We start from the raw sequence: 16,727 nt of genomic DNA on the forward strand, positions 1-16,727 counted from the left end.
TCTTGAAGGGCCCTGGTGAGTCGACACCTCGGGGGCCGCTCAGTCCCTGCGGTAGGGCTCCATGTGCGGGCGGGCGAGGAGGGTCTCGATCCCGCGGCCGCGGAGTTCGACGCCTTCACCGATCTCCCAGTGCTCGGCCTCTTCGTGCGAGGCCAGGAACACGGCACGGGCCGAACCGAGCACGCGGGTGGGCTCGTCCTTCGCGAGTTCGGTGAGGCGCGCGGCCTCGTTCACCGGGTCGCCGATGACGGTGTACTCGAGGCGCTGCTCGGCGCCGATGTGCCCGGCGATCGCCTTGCCGGCGGAGACACCGATGCCGATGTCGGTGTCACCGAGGGTCTGGTACAGCTCGGCCCGTAGCTCACGCGCGGAGGCCAGCGCGCGGCCGGCGAAGTCGTCGAGGTCGAGGGGGGCGCCGAAGATCGCGAGCGCCGCATCACCCTGGAACTTGTTGACGAAGCCGCCGTGGCGTCCGACGACGGCCACGACCACCCGGAAGAACTCGTTGAGCAGCTCGACGATCTCGCGCGGCGGGCGGTTCACGGCCAGGCGCGTCGAACCGACGATGTCGACGAAGAGCACACCGACGTAGCGTTCCTCGCCGCCCAGCTCGGTGCCGGTCTCGATGGCGCGTCGGGCGACGTCCTCGCCGACGTAGCGGCCGAACAGGTTGCGTAGTTCCTGTCGTTCCCGCAGGTCGGCGACCATGTCGTTGAAGCCGGCCTGAAGCAGGCCGAGGTCGCTGCCGTCGTAGATCTTCACCGCGACGTTGAGGTCGCCGTCACTGACCTTCGACTGGGCGCGACGCAGCTGTTTGATCGGGTCGTTGATCGCGGCCACCACACGGACGATCGCGATGACGCTGAACGCGAGAGCCGACACCGCCATCCACAGGATCGGACGTTCCAGCCCGGTGGAGTCGCCTTCGAAGATGCCCAGCCGGTGCAGCACGATGAGACCGATGATCACGACCATCGGTGCGACGACGCTGATCACCCAGAACGCGGTGATGCGGGTGGTGACGCTGGGGGCGATCGCGTGGTTGGGGTTGTTGGCCATCGCGGCGACGGTGATCGGCCGCATGACCTTCTCGGCCTGCATGTAGCTCAGCGCGCAGGTGACCATCGCACCGATGGCGCTCGCGATGGCGACGATGAAGGCGTTCTTGGATGACACGGTCAGGTTGACGAGGGTGAAGAGGGTGCCGCCCACCACCCACAGTGCGGCGTTGACGACGGTCAGCAGCGTCGGCAGGGCGAGGGCGCGGCGTCGGGCGGCCTCGTTGTCGAGCCGGGTGCGTCGGCGATGCCACACGAGGACGGGTAGCGACAGCTGGATGCTGGCGTAGCCGCCGATGACCATCGCGATCAACAGGTAGCCCGCGAAGATCGCCTGGTTCAGGGCGGTGATCTCGTCGAGGCTGATCGAGTCCTGGAGCGGCATCCCGAAGCGGAGGAAGGCGAAGGTGAACAGCGCGCCGACGAGGTTCGCGCGGAGCATGTCGAGCGCGAGGATCGGCCACGGCGTATGAATCAGCCATCGGCCAAGGTGCAGGACCTTGGACCATCGCGACCGCTGTTCAACCACGGAGACTACGGTAGCTGTCTGCTTGCAATCGTTAAACACGGTTCCGCCCCGTTGGCGTGTCCGAACTGCGGTTTAGGGTGTCGTTGTGACCAATGTCTTTGATCGGCTGACCGGCCAAGAGGCGATCGCGGACGATCTGCGTGCCGCCGCGCGTGCTGCGCGGGTCCTCGCGCAGCAGCTCGACGCCGGCAGCAGCGAAGGCCTGTTCGTGCCCGACGACGAGATCCCGGGCGTCGACGCGGGGTGGTCACGCGCATCGATGACGCATTCCTGGCTCTTCACCGGGCCGCCCGGAAGCGGTCGCTCGGTGGCCGCGACGTGTTTCGCCGCCGCCCTGCAGTGTCAGTCGCCCGAGTCGGCGAACGTCGGATGCGGCGAGTGCCGTGCCTGTGTGACGGTGATGGCCAAGACCCACGCCGACGTCCGGCACGTCGTGCCCGAGGGTCTGAGTCTGGCGGTCGGTGCGATGCGCGACATCGTGCAGGCCGCCGCCCGACGCCCCGGAACCGGCCGCTGGCAGATCGTCATCGTCGAGGACGCCGACCGCCTCACCGAACAGGCCGCGAACGCGCTGCTGAAGGTCGTGGAGGAACCGCCACCCCGCACCGTGTTCCTGCTGTGCGCGCCGTCGGTGGACCCGGAGGACATCTCGGTGACCCTCCGATCGCGATGCCGGCACGTCGCGCTGGTGTCGCCGACACCCGCGGCCATCGAACGCGTCCTGATCGAACGCGACGGCCTCGACCCCGAGCAGGCACGCTGGGCGGCGTCGGTGTGCGGCGGCCACATCGGCCGCGCCCGCCGCCTCGCCACCGACCCCGACGCCCGTTCCCAGCGCGAGAAGGCGCTCTCGCTGGCTCGGGCCGCTTCCCGGGATTCGACGGCGTACGCCGCGGCCGAGGAGCTGGTGCGGTCGGCGGAGGCCGCGGCCAAGGCGATCAGTGCCGAACTCGACGAAGCCGAGACCGAGGAGATGAGGACCGCGCTCGGTGCGGGCGGCACCGGCAAGGGCACCGCCCGGATGCCCCGCGGGAGTGCGGGCGCGCTGAAGGAGCTCGAGAAGCGTCAGAAGTCGCGCGCCACGCGCGTCGGACGCGATGTCCTCGACCGCGCCCTCGTCGACCTCGCCGCACTCTTCCGCGACGCGCTCGTCGTCGGGGTCGGGGCCGAGGTGACCGCGATGCATCCCGACAAGTCCGACGACATCTCGATACCCCTGGCCGGCTACGCCCGCCCCGAGCAGCTGCTGTCGTGCGTCGAGGCCGTCCTCGACTGCCGCGAGGCGCTGGACATGAACGTCAAACCCAAGTTCGCGGTCGACGACATGGTCGCGCGGATCGGGTTGGCGCTCAAGCGCAGGGTCGACGCCTAGCAATCGCGGGGCCTCCCCAGTCTCGCAAAGCACCCACTATTGGTAACTGATGTGTTACCAATAGTGGGTGGATGCATTCGAGGCGATCGCCGACCCGACTCGTCGGGCGCTCGTCGAACGTCTCGCGCAGCGTCCCGCACGCGTCGTCGATCTCGCGGCCGAACATCCGGTCAGCCGCCCGGCGATCTCGCGCCACCTCCGGGTCCTCGGCGAGGCCGGCGTCGTCGCGGCCGTCGACCATGGCCGTGAACGGCACTACGAACTCGTGTCCGGGGGACTGGCGCCGGTACGCGACTGGCTGGACGGACTGGCGTCGGGAGCAACGCAGCCGTTCGGCGAGCATCATCTCGACGCCCTCGACCTCGAGGTTCGACGCACCGTGCGGGAGTTCGCCGACCCGAGCATCCAGACCGGCGAACAGAAGGAGACAGGATGAAAGCCGAAGTGACGGCCACCGGGCGCCAGGAGATCCGCGACGGGGTTGCCTATGTGGTCCTCGAGCGCACCTTCGGACGCGCCGGTCGCCGCGGTGTGGGCAGCCATCACCGAACCGGCCCGGCTTGAACGGTGGGTGGGGACCTGGGATGGGGATCCGACACACGGTTACGTCGACTTCCGGATGACCGCCGAGGGCGAGGACGCGGAGGCGGAGCGAATGGCCATTCTGGAATGCGAGCCGCCGAACCGGCTCGTCGTCGAATCGAAGAGCCCGGACCCCGACGGCGGGGCCGACGACGTGTGGCGACTGGAGTTGGATCTCACCGAGGCCGACGGGACGACCACACTCACGTTCGCGCAGGGGCTCTCACGCCCCGAGATGGCCGAGAACGTCGGTCCCGGGTGGGAGTACTACCTCGACCGGCTCGTCGCGGCCGAGTCCGGCAGCGGCGTCGACGCGGTGGACTGGGATGCCTACTATCCGGCGCTGTCGGCTCCTTACGCGCAGATGTTCGCCGGCTGAGCACGTCGCGACTCTTACGCGACGGTAATCGGGCGGCAACACGGCCTCTTTAATGTCTCCGGTCATGACACGACCCCTGGGTACGGGGATCAACATCTCTGGACTGACCAAGACGTTCACCTCTCGTTCGTTGCGCGGGAGTTCGACGGTGGCCGCGTTGTCCGACGTCTCGTTGAGCACGTCGGAGGGTTCCTTCCTGTCGTTGCTCGGCCCGTCGGGCTGCGGCAAGTCGACGGTGCTGCGTATCCTCGCCGGCCTCGAGGACGCCACCTCGGGGACCGCGCTGATGAACGGGCAATCGCCCCAGGACCTCCAGCGAAATCATGAGCTGGGCATCGCCTTCCAGGATTCCGCGTTGCTGCCGTGGCGCTCGGTCGAATCCAACATCAAGCTGCCGCTGCAGGTCGGGGGAATGCCGGCCGACGACGACCTCGTCGCCGACCTGATCGAACTGGTCGGGCTCAAGGGCTTCGAGAAGTCCAAGCCCGCGATGCTCTCCGGCGGTATGCGCCAACGTGTTTCGATCGCCCGTGCTCTGGTGGTTAAACCGACCGCATTGCTGCTCGACGAACCGTTCGGCGCGCTCGACGACATGACCCGGCAGCGGCTCAACGTCGAACTGCTGCGCATCTGGACCGAGAAGCCGGCGACCACGCTGATGGTCACGCACGGTATCGCCGAGGCGGTCTTCTTGTCCGACGTGGTCGCGGTCATGGGTCCGCGGCCGGGCACGGTGGCGGAGGTGGTCCCCGTCGATCTGCCGCGGCCCCGCATCCCGGAGATGATGCGCACGCCCGAGTTCCACGCGATACACGACCACCTCTCCGGCCTCCTGTTCGGTAAGCGGGCGACCGCGCAACCGGCCGAAGTCGTAGCGCCCGAACCTGTTTCGGAGGGCGTGAGTGGCTAGATTCGGATCGGTCCGATGGGTGGCCGGTCTCGGGGGGATCGTCGGACTCATCGTGGTGTGGTGGATCGCCGGTGCGTTGGACCTGTTCGGCGGAACGATCCCGACGCCGTGGTCGGTGCTCGCCGAGATCGGCGAGACCGGGTCCACCTATTACGTCGACAACTTCTCGCTGACAGTCGAACTCGCATTCCGCGGATTCCTCTGGGGCAACGGGCTTGCGATCGCCCTGGCCGTCACCGTGATCCTGTTTCCGCCGGTGGAAGGACTGGCCACCCAGCTCGCGATCCTGTCGTACTGCACGCCGATCATCGCTGTCGCGCCGATCATCCAGGTGGCCTTCGCCGAGGTGACGACGATGATCGTCTTCCTCGCCGCCATCTCGGTGTTCTTCACGACGATGATCGGGACGTTGTCGGGTCTGCGCGCACCGCACTCGGGAAGTCTCGACCTCATCAAGGTCTACGGCGGCGGCCGCTTCGCGCAACTGTGGCGGGTGAGATCCGTCGCCGCACTGCCGAACACCCTGGCCGCCATCAAGATCGCCGCTCCGGCCGCAGTTCTGGGTGCCGTGCTCGGCGAGTTCCTCGCGATGCCCGAAACCGGTGCCGGACCGGCGATGATCATCGCCCAGCAGAGCGGCGACATCCCGCAGGTGTGGGCCATCGCCCTGATCAGCGGGGCGATTGCCGGCCTCGGCTACGCCGTGGTCGCGGTGATCGCCAAGTATGCGACGGCCTGGTCGAACGGAACGGCGGCGGGACGATGAGCACTGAGGTGAGAACTCTCAGGGCGGGGGGCTTCGGAACCGGTGGTCTGTGGGCGGCAGGACGTTTCCTCGGATCCCTGCTGCTGTCGTTCGCGCTGATCCTGGTGATCTGGTGGTTGTTCCTCCTGGCCTTCCCCGACATCGGGCCGATCATCGGGCGCACGCCTGTCGACGTGTTCGATTACCTGTTCGTCGACGCCGACGCGCCGGCGGCCCGCGCCGAGATCTTCGGCAACCTCTGGATCACCCTGCAGGACGCGGCAATCGGGTTCGTCGCCGGTATGCTCGCGGCGATCGCCACGGCGGCGATCTTTGTCGTGTCCCGTTCCGCGGCACAGACGTTCATGCCGATCGCGATGCTCCTCCGGTCGGTGCCGCTGGTCGCGATGACACCGCTGATCACCGTCATCGTCGGTCGGGGAGTCGCGGTGGTCGCGGTGATGGGCGGGATCGTCGTGTTCTTCCCCGCGCTCGTGATGATCATGACCGGGCTGTCGAATGCGCCGCGTCAGATCACCGATGTGATCAGTGTGTACGGCGGCGGGCGCTGGACGGCATTGCGCCGCTCTGCGATTCCGTCGGCGGTGCCGTCGCTGTTCGGCGCGGCCAAGGTTTCGGTGCCGGGCGCGCTCATCGGCGCAACCGTCGCCGAGTGGTTGGGGACCAACAAAGGCCTCGGTGCGTCACTCCAGCGGGCCCTGCCCGCGGCGGCCTACGACGAGCTGTGGGCCTCGGTCCTCGTCATCACCGTGGCTTCGATCGTCATCTACGCCGTGGTGGGTGTCATCGAGACTGTCGTCCTGTCACAGATGGGAATGCAGCACAACTGAGGTCGGGCGCACGCTCGACCGCATCTGCTTCTGGCGAAAGGTAATTCTCACATGGCCAACTCCTTCGACCGTCGGTCGTTTCTCCGCTATTCGATGATGGGCGGCGCAGCCGCCGGTGCCCTCGGTCTGACTGGCGCGTTGTCGGCGTGCAGTTCCGGCGGTACCGCGAGCGGGGGCACGAGCTCGACCAACCCGAAGGTGCAGCTGTCGTGGCAGAAGAACATCGAGTTCGCGGGTGAGTACTTCGCCATCGAGAACGGCTACTTCGAGGAGGAAGGTCTCGGCACGCCCGAGCTGATCACCGGCGGTGGTGCGGGTACGGGCGTCGAGAATGGTCTGACGTCGAACAAGGTGTGGATCGGAATGTCCTCGCCGCAGCTGACCGCGCCGGTGATCCTGCAGGGCGCAAAGCTGATGACCGTCGCCGCGACGTTCCAGCGCAACCCGTTCTGCATCGTGTCGTCGGCCGACAAGCCCATCCTCGGTCCCGAGGACATGAAAGGCCGCAAGATCGGCGTCCAGGCGACCAACGAGAACGTCTTCCAGGCGCTGCTCACCGCCAACAACATGACCGAGGCCGACATCCAGAAGATCACTGTCCAGTACGACCCGACGCCGCTGAAGAACGGTGAGGTGGACGGCTGGGTCAGCTATGTGACGAACGAGCCGATCACCTTGGAGGAAAGCGGCTTCCCGAATGCCAACTTCCTGTTCGCCGACTTCAACCTGCCGCTCGTCGCCGAGACCCTGGTCCTCCGGCAGGACACCATCGACAACGAGCGCGACAAGGTGAAGGCGTTCCTCAAGGCGGACATCAAGGGTTGGTACGACGCGGTCGCCGACCCGGCGGGGTCGGCGCGGCTCGCGGTCACCAAGTACGGCAAGGACCTCGGTCTGGACGAAGCCGAACAGACCAAGGAGGCCATTGCCCAGAACACCCTCGTCGTCTCCGCGGACACCAAGGCCAATGGCCTGCTCACGATGACCGACGAACTGATCGCGCAGAACATCGAAGCCCTGGGCAAGGGCGGCTTCGCCATCAAGGCCGAGCAGATCTTCGACATGTCGCTCGTCAAGGAGGTCTACGAGGAGAACCCCGACCTGAAGAAGTGACCCGCCCTATCATTGGTGCACGGTCGATGGCCGTGCAGCCGATGAGCAAGGGAGCAGGCGATGTCGGACTTCATCCGCAAGATCAAGGAAGAGGCCAGGGCCGTCTCGGCTGCCATCGACCAGGAACTGACCGTCCTCGAAGGAGTCCCCGGGTACGACCCGCTCGCGGATGACACCGACGAGTCGTCCGACGAGTCGGCGTCCGTCGAACCTGCGTCCGTCGAATCAGGGGACGAGACGACCAAGTAGAGACGACGCGGCAGACACGACGCAGCGGCCGTCGGGCGGGTGGTCCCGCCCGACGGCCGTCGGGCGTTGCGCTCATTTCCTCACGAACCGCAGCAGCGCTTCGTTGACCTCGGCGGCATGCGTCCACAGGAGGCCGTGAGGAGCGTCCTCGATCTCGACGTACTCGGCCTCCGGAACGGCCTCGTGGAAGCGGCGGCCGGTGGCGTCGATCGGCAGGATGTTGTCGGCGGTGCCGTGCAGGATCAGCGTCGGCTTCCCCGAATCACGAACTGCGGCAACGTCGGAGCGGAAGTCCTCGATCCATGTCGGGACGACGGCGTAGGCCGCGACCGGTGCGCTGCCGACAGCGGTGATCCAGTTGGCGTCGACGACCTCCTGGGTGATGCGCGTCCCGAGGGTGTCGTCGAGGTTGTAGAAGTCCTTGTAGAACTGGGTGAACCAGGCGTACCGGTTTTCCTTGGCGGCCTGTGCGATGCCGTCGAAGACCGCGGCGTCGACGCCGTCGGGGTTGTCGTCGGTCTTCACCAGGAACGGCTCGAGCGCTGCGAGGAATGCGAACTTGGCGATCCGCTCGGTCCCGTACTTTCCGGCGTAGCGTGCGAGTTCGCCGGTGCCCATCGAGAATCCGACGAGGATCACGTCGCGCAGGTCGAGGGTCTCGAGCACGGTGTTCAGGTCCGCGGCGAAGGTGTCGTAGTGGTAGCCGGTGCCGACCTTGCTCGACTTGCCGAAACCTCGACGGTCGTAGGTGATGACCCGGTGGCCGGCGTCGAGCAGCTCGCGAGCCTGCAACTCCCAGCTGGCGCCGTCGAGCGGGTAGCCGTGGATCAGCACGACCGGCTGACCGGTCCCGTGATCCTCGTAGTACAGCTCTATGTCGGTGGTGTTCTCGGTGCCGACGTTGATGTAACCCATGGTGATCACTTCTTTCTTCTGCAGCGACCCGAGGGGGGTCTGATCGGAGCTGCGGAGAACGGAGGTTCTCTGAGCTGGTTGCTACACTAGAGAACGATCGTTCCCCGCGCAAGGGGTAACCAGGAAATCGGGTGAGGATGGTGCGTCGTGGCAGCTTCGGAGAACACCGCGGTCGACCCGCGAGAGCGGGTCATTCGGGCCGCGGATGAACTGTTCAACGCCTATGGGGTGCATGCGGTCGGGATGGACAAGGTCCGTGACGCCGCAGGTGTCTCGCTCAAGAAGATCTACTCGCTGTTCCCCTCCAAGGAGGCCCTGATCCTCGCGGTCCTCGACGATCGAACCCGGCAATGGAATGCGGGTGTCGCCGCCCGCACAGAAGGTTTGTCGACGCCGCGGGAGAAGCTGCTGGCCATCTTCGACTTCCTGCTCGAATGGTTCGGTACCGACGAGTTCCGGGGGTGCGCGTTCATCAATGCCTATGGGGAGCTGGGCGGGGAGTTGCCGTCGGTGGTCGAGGCGGTGCGCAAGCAGAAGTGCGCATTCCAGGACTACGTGGCCGGCCTGGTCGAGGAGCTCGGCGGGCCGTCGCAGCTGGCTGCTCAGCTGGCGATCCTGGCGGAGGGGGCCCAGACGACGGCGGCGATCGCCGGCACTGCGCAGGCGGCCGGTGACGCGCGGAGTGCTGCGGAAACCCTGATCGACCAGGCTCTCGGCTGAATTGTTCGTTCGATTGAAGGAATGTCACCAACCGCATTGTTAGTGGGTCATCTGAACCAATTCGTGAGACATTATTCGCAATAAATCTCGCGAGAACAAAATTGAGCCATCATCTTGACCTGGGGAAACAGAATCGTTCCGAATCTTCGATTTGGTCTGCTAATGTCCCGGCGTAATCAATTCGTTGTGAAGTGCTTCGGGGGGGCATTGGAACACAGCGGATCTCGGGCTGGGAAAGGTGCACAATGCGATTCACCAAGGTGGCGACGGCGGGAGTCGGGCTGGCAGCGGCAGCCGCGATGACATTCTCCGGATCGGGAGGCGCGTCCGCGCTGCTGTTGATTTCGGCCTCGTTCACCCACACCCAGTCGCTCAGTGATGGAACGCTGACGGTGAAGGTGAACAACAACACGTCGTCGTCGGTGAAGTGCAATTTGTCCGTCCACGAGGCGAGCAAGGAGACGCAGGTCAACCTGGCAGTCGCCAAGGTGAACACCCACCTCGCCGGCGGGGTCAGCGATACGCTTCTCGCCGCGGCGCGCCAGGAAGTCGAGGCCGACGCGCTGAAGGTGGTGTGGACCAAGAAGTCGATCTCGTCGAACGGTTCGGCCACGGCCACGTGGAAATCCGGGCGTGCCGACACGTCCTACGTGATCTATCAGGATTGCTCTTCCGATTCGCTTTTGGGTCGGACGTTCAGCGGCCTCGCGCAGGTCTACAAGGTGACCGGAACCGGCAAGTCCCCTGACTCGCCGGACGCGGGCAATGGCAGCCTCGGCGGCCTGTTCGGCGGTCTGCTCGGATAGTTCAGCGGTCGTTGGGGAGGCGGGCGGGGCTCGTCGGCTCACCGTCGATTCGGCGTGGTGACTCGCGCGCCGGTCATGTTGCGGCTCTGGGCACATCGTCGTGCCCGCTTGAACCAGAACAAACAGTTCCCCGACGTCGTCGATTCGTCGGGCTCACCCGACGACACATGTTGTGGGGCAATGAATCATGCGTAGGAAAGGGATCAGATGCGGTTTTCACGCTTGGCACTGACGGGAATCGGAATGGCGGCCGGCGCCGCGGTGGCATTCACCGGAAGCGGAGAGGCGTCGGCGGCACTGCTGTTGCCGTCGTCGTACCCGCACACCCAGTCGCTCACCAACGGCACGCTGACAGTGAACGTGGGCAATGAGACGTCGAAGACGGCCACCTGCTGGCTGTCCATCCACGACGCGAGCAAGGAGACTCAGCTCGGTCTGCGCGTCGCCGCCGTCAACGCGATCATCGCCTCAGGTATCGAGTCCACGGTGCTCGACAATGCCCGGGCCGACGCGGCCGCCGGGGCGCTGAGGATCGTGTGGTCCGGCCAGTCCGTCGCCAAGGACTCGTCGGCGACCGGCACCTGGGTCTCGAACCGGTCCGACACGTCGTACGCGATCTACCAGGAATGCACGACGCCTGATCCGATCACCGGCCTGACGATCAACGGCCTCGCGCAGGTGTACAAGGTCACCGGCACCGGCAAGCCGGCCGACAACGGCGGTGGTGACAACGGCGGCGGCGGTGACAACGGCGGTGGCGATAACGGCGGCGGTGACAACGGCGGTGGCGATAACGGCGGTGGCGATAACGGCGGCGGTGATGCGGGCGGCGACTCGGGCAACGGAAGCCTGGGAAATCTGTTCGGCTCCAGCTAGTCCCACGGTCGGTGGGGGATCAGGCGGCCTCGTGGTCCGTCGAATCCCCACCGGCCGAACTTGTTTCGGCGGAGTCGGACTTTTCCCGATCGTTGCTGGAACTGCTGCTCGGTGAGTCGTCACCACCGGTCGACGAGTTGGAATCGCCAGCTCCGCCGTCGCCGGAGTCCGGACCCGCATCCGAATCCGATTCCTGGGAATCTGGCTTGTCCGAGTCGTCGGGTCGATCGCCGGGAGTTTCGGTACCAGACTCGCGCTCGTCGCGATCATCAACGGACGCACGATCATCCGTGGGAGTCTCGTCTACAACAGGCGGTACGGCGCCGACCGGGACGATTCCCCGGGTGTCCGGCGGACCTTCCGGCTTCTCCGCGCCGGTCGCCACCTCGGACGGCACGGTGACGGTATATCCGTCGCCGTGCTGGTCCTGCTTCACCGAATCCGCGGCCGTGACCGGCACCGCCGCGGTGTCGGGATTGGGTGCCTGGGTCGGGTAGTAGGCCTCGGCGAGTTCATCCCAGCGGGCGAGATCGTCCTTGTCGTAGGCGATTCCGAGTGTGTCGTAGACGGTTGCCACCAGTAGTGCCAGGGGATGTGCCGCGTCGTACACGAGGTATGTTGTGTTGCCGCTGGTGTATTCGGTCGGGTCGCCCAGACGCTCGACGTCGCCGTAGGTGTGCGGTCCGTTGCCCGAGTGGATGGTGAGGAACCCGGCCGCGTTGACGACGAGCGACGTGACGGGGCGGTACGCCACCCACTGGAAGTTGCTGACCGGGTCGCCGACGACGATCACCGACACGATCTTGATCTTGCCGGTGGCTTCCGGGTCGCGGGCGCCGTTGGCGTCGATCCCGGCGACCGCCACGAACGGTTTCAGCCACGGCATCGTGTCGAGCCAGGCCTTGATGCCCCATGGGCTCCGCGGGTCGGCGACCAGGACGACCATGTCCTTGCCCGGAACGAGGAAGTCGTTGTCGTAGGCCCGAGGATCCTCGGCGGCGTCGCCGAGCGCGTCGGCGCCCTGCGAAAAACCGGTGTAGACGACGAACGGGCGGTCCTCACCCATGTTGGCGAACGCGGCCATCACGGCCAGGTTCTGGTTCATCGCATGCTCTTTGGACTCGTCGTAGCCCGGAGCGAACGGTGCGAGCGTGTTCGAGCGGCCGGCGATGACGGGTCCGAAGGACTCGGGGTAGTTCACGATCAGGGTCTGCCGGTGGCCGACGTACGGAAGGTTGCGCGGGATCAGCGTGGTGTCATTGGTCCCGGGGGTGACGACCATGATCGTGCTGTCGGGCAGGTCGGTGAAGATGTCGCTGGTGTTGTCGTGCTGCGTGGCCTCCCGCACGATCTCGCGATCGATGAGGGATTCGACGACGGCGGTGACGTTCGTCGACGCGACGGCGATCGGCACGACGGTGCCGAGAGACAACGCGCTGAGCGTCAGCGAAGTGGTTGTCGCGCGCGATGGTCTACGAGAAGATGTGGCGGTTCGCGCCGGTTGAGACCGGTGCCTTCCTCCCCGACGTGCCCCCAATTGACCTCCTACAGTCGGATAAAGTCTAAGGAGCGGGGGGCTCGGGATGTGTCATCCGAATGGATTAACACCGACATCCTGACACGCATTTATCTTTGCGTCGCTAAGAGGCTGGTGTAGGCGGTTCGCCGTCGGATGAAAAGCTCGGTGTGAATCCGGGGGATCGAGGGACGTCGTACGGGTCGGAGATCGCACGATCCCGGTGGAGCCGCCCAGGGGAATCGAACCCCTGACCTATTCATTACGAGTGAATTGCTCTACCGACTGAGCTAGGGCGGCGTGCTACGCGAGGCAGCGCAGACGAGTCTAGCGAGTCCATCGCCCGCAACAAAAACCGGCTCCATTCGAGTGCCTCGACGTGACCCCGCCCAGAATCGCCACCTTCGCCCAGGCGCGCTGTCTGCGGCTCGCGAACCTGATCTGACCTGGCGATTCCGGCGAGCGCTCGGGGCTCAGAGCGGGTAGTCGGAGCCGCACACCAGCGGCACCCGATGAGCGGGGTCGAGGGCGTTGCGGACGAGCGCGGCGACGGTCGGGGAGTAGGCCATGCCGACGTGACCGATCTTCGACGCCGGGCACACGTCCTGGATCAGCGTGTTGACGACGTTCGGGCCGGGCGTCATCAGGGTGTTCGTGTACGGGGTGGAGATCTCGTCGAAGCGGGTCGCGAAGTTGACGTAGTCGATCGCCGGGTGCCGGGGGCCCCAGTAGCTCTGGCCGGGAGCCCGGGCCGGGAGTCGGTCGGTGATCGAGCCGACCCGCGAGGTTCCCTGGTGCGATGCCGACAACGCGATGATGGTGTCCACCTGCGTGGCGCGGCCGGGAAGCTGTGTCACCAGCTGGGCGATCGCTCCGCCTTGGCTATGACCGATGAGGTCGACCTTGGCGGCGCCGGTCGCGGCGAGGACCTTGTCGATGAACGGCGCGACCTGCTGCGCCGCAGACCGTTCCTTGTTGCCGAGACCGCCGGTGTTGCCGCTCCACGACGCCTGGCCGTAGGTGAGGCTGAAGACGCAGTACCCGGCGTTGGCGAGGGTCGGAGCGAGGTAGGCCCAGTTGGCGCTCTGGTTCATCGCGGTCGCGTGCAGCAGAACGATCGGGTCTCGTCCTTCCCGATCCCGGCAGTCGAACCGGTTGCTGCCGGCGGGTGACTCGGTGGCCGGACTGAGGTAGTGCTCGGCGATCGCCTTGTTCACATCTGTGGTGACGGCGAAGGGCGCGGCCTGCGCGGTGCCCGGGGCAAGCAGCACGCAGGCCGCGGCGAACGCGGCCGCGGCGGCGAGTCCTGATCGGAGACGGTTCATAGGGACATTGTCGCCCATGACCGTCAGGGCGACAGGCGGTCTCGCGCCCTACGCCAGGATTTCCGCCATCTGCGTCAGACGGATGCTGTTGCCCGACGGGTCGCGGAAGCCGGCATCGATCCCGTACGTCCTCGGGGCTGCGTTTCCCTCCGGTGGAAATCAAGCTACGCGCGGACGGGTGTGACGGTCTTCTTCCCGGGTGCTGTCTTCGGGAGCTCTTCGGCCGGCGGTTTCGGCCGTTCGACACGACTGGCCGGCCCCGGCCGTGAACAGACGCGGAGCACGCATGCGGGAACGTGCGCGTACGTGGCGGCAGGCGGGAACGAATCCCGGTACGCGGTCGGCGTCTTGCCGAAGGCGCGGGTGAAGCTCGTGGTGAACGATCCGACACTCGACAGTCCCACCGCCACGACCTCGCGACCGGCGCGCGCCATGTCCGGCGGTGGCTAGGTGTTGTCGCGACGGAGGAACTCGACGCCGCGTGGTGAGAGTGCGTAACCGACCTCGAGGCTTTCGGTCAGTCCCAGTTTCTTCAGCTTCGTGACGTCGTTCTTGAAACCGGCTCGGTCCCTGCCGAGTTCGGCGGCGAGGTCGGTGGACACGACGCCGGGCCGCCGGCCGATGAGCGCGAGGATGTCATGCGTCCAGGGCCCGTTCTGGGATCGAGTGTCCATCCGGTCGAGCCGCGAGCGGATGTCCGCGACGTCGTCGTCGGAGAGATCGTCATCGGCGCGGAGTGCGATGCGCGGGTCCTCGCCGATGCATCGGAGTCCGAGTCGATAGGTCGGGTTGTGGGTGTTGACGCACAGGGTCGCCCGCAGGTCGTCGACAGTCTCGTAACCGGCCCGTCGCGCCTCTTTCGCGGTGATCTTTGCGGGATCGACGCGCTCCATCGACGTCACCTCGATGACGTGTGTCAGTGCGATGAAGCTCGACCCGGGTCGGATGCGGGGATGTCCCCAACGTCGGAAGGCGAGGTCGACGGAACCGTCGGCGATCCCGCGCGCCACTGCAGCTGTGAGAAGCACATCTTCGACCGTAGCGAGGGCGCCGCGGCTGCGCAGCCAGTCAGAACCGGTGCAGGTGATGCCTGTGGAGGATGTCTGAGATGTTGCTGAGAGCTGTTGTAGGGTGACCCGAGATCAGCGACGGCAGTGCCGGCGCCCGGGGGGTCTTCCTTTTGGTGTCGTGTCGTCGCGTGCACAACTGACGACGACGATCACCAGCCGGGAGGGGGTCTCATGGTGCTGCCGCGTCCGCAGTCCCTGTGGTTCCCCGACGTTCCCGCGTGGCCGTCCTCCGGAACCACGCCGGCGGCCGATCTGGCCGCTCACCTCGCCCGATTCCGTTCCGTCGACGCAGCTCAGGGCGATGTCGGCGGCACCGCGGTGGCCGTTCTCGACGCTCCGGCACTGCCCGTCGAGCCCTCGGCGCCGAGGTTCGAGACCCCGGTTGCCGAGATTCCGGGGAAGCCGTCGTCCGATCTCGATTCCTTTCTCGCCGAAGCCGAGAAGTCGGTCCGCGCGAAGCGAAAGACCATGTCCGGCAGGGCTCCCGGCTGGCGTCGGTTCTTGGGTTCGGGACCGCGAATCGCAGGTGCGGCAGCCGCGATCCTTGTGATCGTGGTCACGGTGGTTGTCTCGATCTCTCTCGCCGGTGGCGGTTCGGACCGCCCCGGGGTCACCGCGGACGCCACGGCGTCCACGGCACCGACTGAGGTGCCGTCGACGTCGGGCGTCGTCGGTCACCCGGCCTGCGCGCAGCGTCCTATCGGCTCGGGGACCACCGTGTCGAACGACGACGAGACGGGCGATCAGGAGTCCGGTCCGGGCGCGATCCGCGCGTTCAACCACGCCTACTACGTCCTGCGCTCGGCGAAAGCCGCACGCGCCGTTGCCGCCCCGGGTGCAGTCGCCTCCGAGTACGTGATGCAGCAGTACATCGATCAGCGCCCCATCGGCACGCGGCACTGTCTGAAGATCACCGAACGGGCGCCCGGCGAGTACTCGGTGGTGCTCACCGAATTGCAGCCCGACGCGGCGCCCATCACCTATCGCCAGGTCATCCGCACGTCCACGACAGGCGGCCAGACCTTCATCCAGTCCATCAAGTCCGTCGAATGAGTTCAGACAGAAAGCCATTCAGATGGCGCAGAAAGGTAGTCCTGAGATGACCCAGAGCCGAGGTCGGCATCGTAGGCGTCGGGCGCCGAGTGGTCCGTTGTTGTCGGTGACGTCTGCTGTTGTGGCGGTGTCGATCACTGCTGGTGCGGGTGCGGCGTTCGCTGTTCCGGAGCAGGGTGGCACCGATCCGTCGGATTCGGCGCCGGGTCAGGGTGGTACGAGTCCGTCGGATGTGGCGCCGGGTGTTCCGGCTCCGGGTGATGCGGTGGTGCAGCCGGTCGTTGTTCCGGGTCTGGGTTCGATTCCGGGTCCGCCGGTCGAGGCTCCGTATCAGTCGTATGACCAGTCGTTGTCGCAGAGTTACCAGCAGCCGTATTCGCCGGCGATCACCAATCCTGTTGCGCCGCGGGTTGCTCCGCCGGTGCGTCCGATTGCGCCGCCGCCGGACAAGATCCGTGTGGGTAACTTCGTCACCGACATCCCGAAGGGCCTGTCCGACAGGGATGTGAACTCGATCAATGCGTGGTCGGCGTATGGCGAGGCGAAGATCGCTCAGGGTTTGATCTCGGTGGGTGTGCCGGAGGACGAGGCGAGTCGTCGTGCTGCTGCCACGATCATCGGTGTGATGGCCGGTGGCACGGCTGGTGCTGTCGCGCTG

16 protein-coding genes, 1 tRNA gene and 4 pseudogenes are annotated in these 16,727 nt (G+C 66.4%); 13 read left to right on the top strand and 8 right to left on the bottom strand.

The window, feature by feature from the left end; all coding sequences use genetic code 11:
- Nucleotides 1-39 precede the first annotated feature (39 nt).
- Nucleotides 40-1,500 (bottom strand): adenylate/guanylate cyclase domain-containing protein, encoded by a 1,461-nt coding sequence (locus tag BJF87_RS16860; RefSeq protein WP_075863648.1) that lies wholly within the window; start codon nt 1,498-1,500, stop codon nt 40-42.
- A 172-nt stretch (nt 1,501-1,672) separates the two neighbouring features.
- Between BJF87_RS16860 and BJF87_RS16865 the strand changes: the two genes are divergently transcribed.
- The 8 genes and pseudogenes from BJF87_RS16865 to BJF87_RS16900 all read left to right on the top strand — a co-directional run bounded on the left by BJF87_RS16865 (nt 1,673) and on the right by BJF87_RS16900 (nt 7,788).
- Nucleotides 1,673-2,959, top strand: coding sequence for a DNA polymerase III subunit delta' (locus BJF87_RS16865; protein ID WP_075863593.1), 1,287 nt, complete (start codon nt 1,673-1,675; stop codon nt 2,957-2,959).
- Between the two features lie 67 nt (nt 2,960-3,026).
- Entirely contained in the window at nt 3,027-3,395 is a 369-nt protein-coding gene (locus BJF87_RS16870) for a helix-turn-helix transcriptional regulator (protein WP_035754744.1), read from the top strand.
- A pseudogene (locus BJF87_RS16875) lies at nt 3,392-3,920 on the top strand (SRPBCC family protein). The gene BJF87_RS16870 and the pseudogene BJF87_RS16875 overlap by 4 nt, the downstream one beginning before the upstream one ends.
- Nucleotides 3,921-3,984: 64 nt before the next feature.
- Complete coding sequence (locus BJF87_RS16880) at nt 3,985-4,830, top strand: ABC transporter ATP-binding protein (protein ID WP_075863594.1); 846 nt, start codon at nt 3,985-3,987, stop codon at nt 4,828-4,830.
- The gene (locus tag BJF87_RS16885) at nt 4,823-5,596 is read left to right on the top strand and encodes an ABC transporter permease (protein WP_035754748.1); all 774 of its coding nucleotides are present in this window, start codon (nt 4,823-4,825) and stop codon (nt 5,594-5,596) included. The genes BJF87_RS16880 and BJF87_RS16885 overlap by 8 nt, the downstream gene beginning before the upstream one ends.
- Entirely contained in the window at nt 5,593-6,426 is an 834-nt protein-coding gene (locus BJF87_RS16890; protein ID WP_006359055.1) for an ABC transporter permease, read from the top strand. Before BJF87_RS16885 ends, BJF87_RS16890 begins: the two co-directional genes overlap by 4 nt.
- Nucleotides 6,427-6,477: 51 nt before the next feature.
- Complete coding sequence (locus BJF87_RS16895; protein WP_075863595.1) at nt 6,478-7,539, top strand: ABC transporter substrate-binding protein; 1,062 nt, start codon at nt 6,478-6,480, stop codon at nt 7,537-7,539.
- A 60-nt stretch (nt 7,540-7,599) separates the two neighbouring features.
- Nucleotides 7,600-7,788 carry a hypothetical protein gene (locus BJF87_RS16900; RefSeq protein WP_006359057.1) on the top strand — a complete coding sequence of 63 codons (189 nt, stop codon included), beginning with the start codon at nt 7,600-7,602 and terminating at the stop codon, nt 7,786-7,788.
- Between the two features lie 72 nt (nt 7,789-7,860).
- Here BJF87_RS16900 and BJF87_RS16905 read toward each other — a convergent pair whose 3' ends face one another.
- A complete protein-coding gene (locus BJF87_RS16905) occupies nt 7,861-8,703 on the bottom strand; it encodes an alpha/beta fold hydrolase (protein ID WP_040004166.1) in 843 nt (280 codons plus the stop codon).
- Nucleotides 8,704-8,850: 147 nt separating this feature from the next.
- On the opposite strand from BJF87_RS16905, the gene BJF87_RS16910 reads away from it, so the two are divergent.
- The 3 genes from BJF87_RS16910 (at nt 8,851) to BJF87_RS16920 (ending at nt 11,105) form a co-directional block, all read left to right on the top strand.
- Entirely contained in the window at nt 8,851-9,423 is a 573-nt protein-coding gene (locus BJF87_RS16910) for a TetR/AcrR family transcriptional regulator (RefSeq protein WP_035754750.1), read from the top strand.
- 245 nt (nt 9,424-9,668) lie between these two features.
- Nucleotides 9,669-10,229, top strand: coding sequence for a hypothetical protein (locus tag BJF87_RS16915; RefSeq protein WP_075863596.1), 561 nt, complete (start codon nt 9,669-9,671; stop codon nt 10,227-10,229).
- Nucleotides 10,230-10,436: 207 nt separating this feature from the next.
- The gene (locus BJF87_RS16920) at nt 10,437-11,105 is read left to right on the top strand and encodes a hypothetical protein (protein WP_075863597.1); all 669 of its coding nucleotides are present in this window, start codon (nt 10,437-10,439) and stop codon (nt 11,103-11,105) included.
- A 19-nt stretch (nt 11,106-11,124) separates the two neighbouring features.
- On the opposite strand, the gene BJF87_RS16925 is transcribed toward BJF87_RS16920, so the two are convergent.
- The 6 genes and pseudogenes from BJF87_RS16925 to BJF87_RS16950 all read right to left on the bottom strand — a co-directional run bounded on the left by BJF87_RS16925 (nt 11,125) and on the right by BJF87_RS16950 (nt 14,974).
- On the bottom strand, nt 11,125-12,537 hold the full coding sequence (locus tag BJF87_RS16925) for a hypothetical protein (protein ID WP_075863598.1): 1,413 nt from the start codon (nt 12,535-12,537) through the stop codon (nt 11,125-11,127).
- 308 nt (nt 12,538-12,845) lie between these two features.
- Nucleotides 12,846-12,921 (bottom strand) — tRNA-Thr (locus tag BJF87_RS16930).
- 173 nt (nt 12,922-13,094) lie between these two features.
- On the bottom strand, nt 13,095-13,946 hold the full coding sequence (locus BJF87_RS16935; RefSeq protein WP_075863599.1) for a triacylglycerol lipase: 852 nt from the start codon (nt 13,944-13,946) through the stop codon (nt 13,095-13,097).
- Nucleotides 13,947-13,994: 48 nt separating this feature from the next.
- Nucleotides 13,995-14,078, bottom strand: a pseudogene (locus BJF87_RS26870) (VOC family protein); the annotation flags it as partial.
- A 32-nt stretch (nt 14,079-14,110) separates the two neighbouring features.
- Nucleotides 14,111-14,356: pseudogene (locus BJF87_RS16945) on the bottom strand (AraC family transcriptional regulator); the annotation flags it as partial.
- Between the two features lie 36 nt (nt 14,357-14,392).
- Nucleotides 14,393-14,974 (bottom strand): hypothetical protein, encoded by a 582-nt coding sequence (locus tag BJF87_RS16950; protein ID WP_006359066.1) that lies wholly within the window; start codon nt 14,972-14,974, stop codon nt 14,393-14,395.
- Nucleotides 14,975-15,187: 213 nt separating this feature from the next.
- On the opposite strand from BJF87_RS16950, the gene BJF87_RS16955 reads away from it, so the two are divergent.
- Together BJF87_RS16955 and BJF87_RS16960 are read left to right on the top strand one after the other, a co-directional pair.
- On the top strand, nt 15,188-16,069 hold the full coding sequence (locus tag BJF87_RS16955) for a hypothetical protein (protein ID WP_042378193.1): 882 nt from the start codon (nt 15,188-15,190) through the stop codon (nt 16,067-16,069).
- A gap of 121 nt (nt 16,070-16,190) precedes the next feature.
- Nucleotides 16,191-16,727: pseudogene (locus BJF87_RS16960) on the top strand (hypothetical protein); the annotation flags it as partial.

It is taken from the genome of Gordonia sp. CNJ-863 (genome assembly GCF_001942325.1).
GTDB lineage: Bacteria > Actinomycetota > Actinomycetes > Mycobacteriales > Mycobacteriaceae > Gordonia > Gordonia alkanivorans.

Coding starts and splice junctions, on each gene's coding strand:
- BJF87_RS16860 (WP_075863648.1), bottom strand. CDS start 1,500: ATGCTCCGCGCGAACCTCGTCGGCGCGCTGTTCACCTTCGCCTTCCTC.
- BJF87_RS16880 (WP_075863594.1), top strand. CDS start 3,985: ATGACACGACCCCTGGGTACGGGGATCAACATCTCTGGACTGACCAAG.
- BJF87_RS16890 (WP_006359055.1), top strand. CDS start 5,593: ATGAGCACTGAGGTGAGAACTCTCAGGGCGGGGGGCTTCGGAACCGGT.
- BJF87_RS16895 (WP_075863595.1), top strand. CDS start 6,478: ATGGCCAACTCCTTCGACCGTCGGTCGTTTCTCCGCTATTCGATGATG.
- BJF87_RS16900 (WP_006359057.1), top strand. CDS start 7,600: ATGTCGGACTTCATCCGCAAGATCAAGGAAGAGGCCAGGGCCGTCTCG.
- BJF87_RS16905 (WP_040004166.1), bottom strand. CDS start 8,703: ATGGGTTACATCAACGTCGGCACCGAGAACACCACCGACATAGAGCTG.
- BJF87_RS16915 (WP_075863596.1), top strand. CDS start 9,669: ATGCGATTCACCAAGGTGGCGACGGCGGGAGTCGGGCTGGCAGCGGCA.
- BJF87_RS16920 (WP_075863597.1), top strand. CDS start 10,437: ATGCGGTTTTCACGCTTGGCACTGACGGGAATCGGAATGGCGGCCGGC.
- BJF87_RS16935 (WP_075863599.1), bottom strand. CDS start 13,946: ATGAACCGTCTCCGATCAGGACTCGCCGCCGCGGCCGCGTTCGCCGCG.
- BJF87_RS16955 (WP_042378193.1), top strand. CDS start 15,188: ATGGTGCTGCCGCGTCCGCAGTCCCTGTGGTTCCCCGACGTTCCCGCG.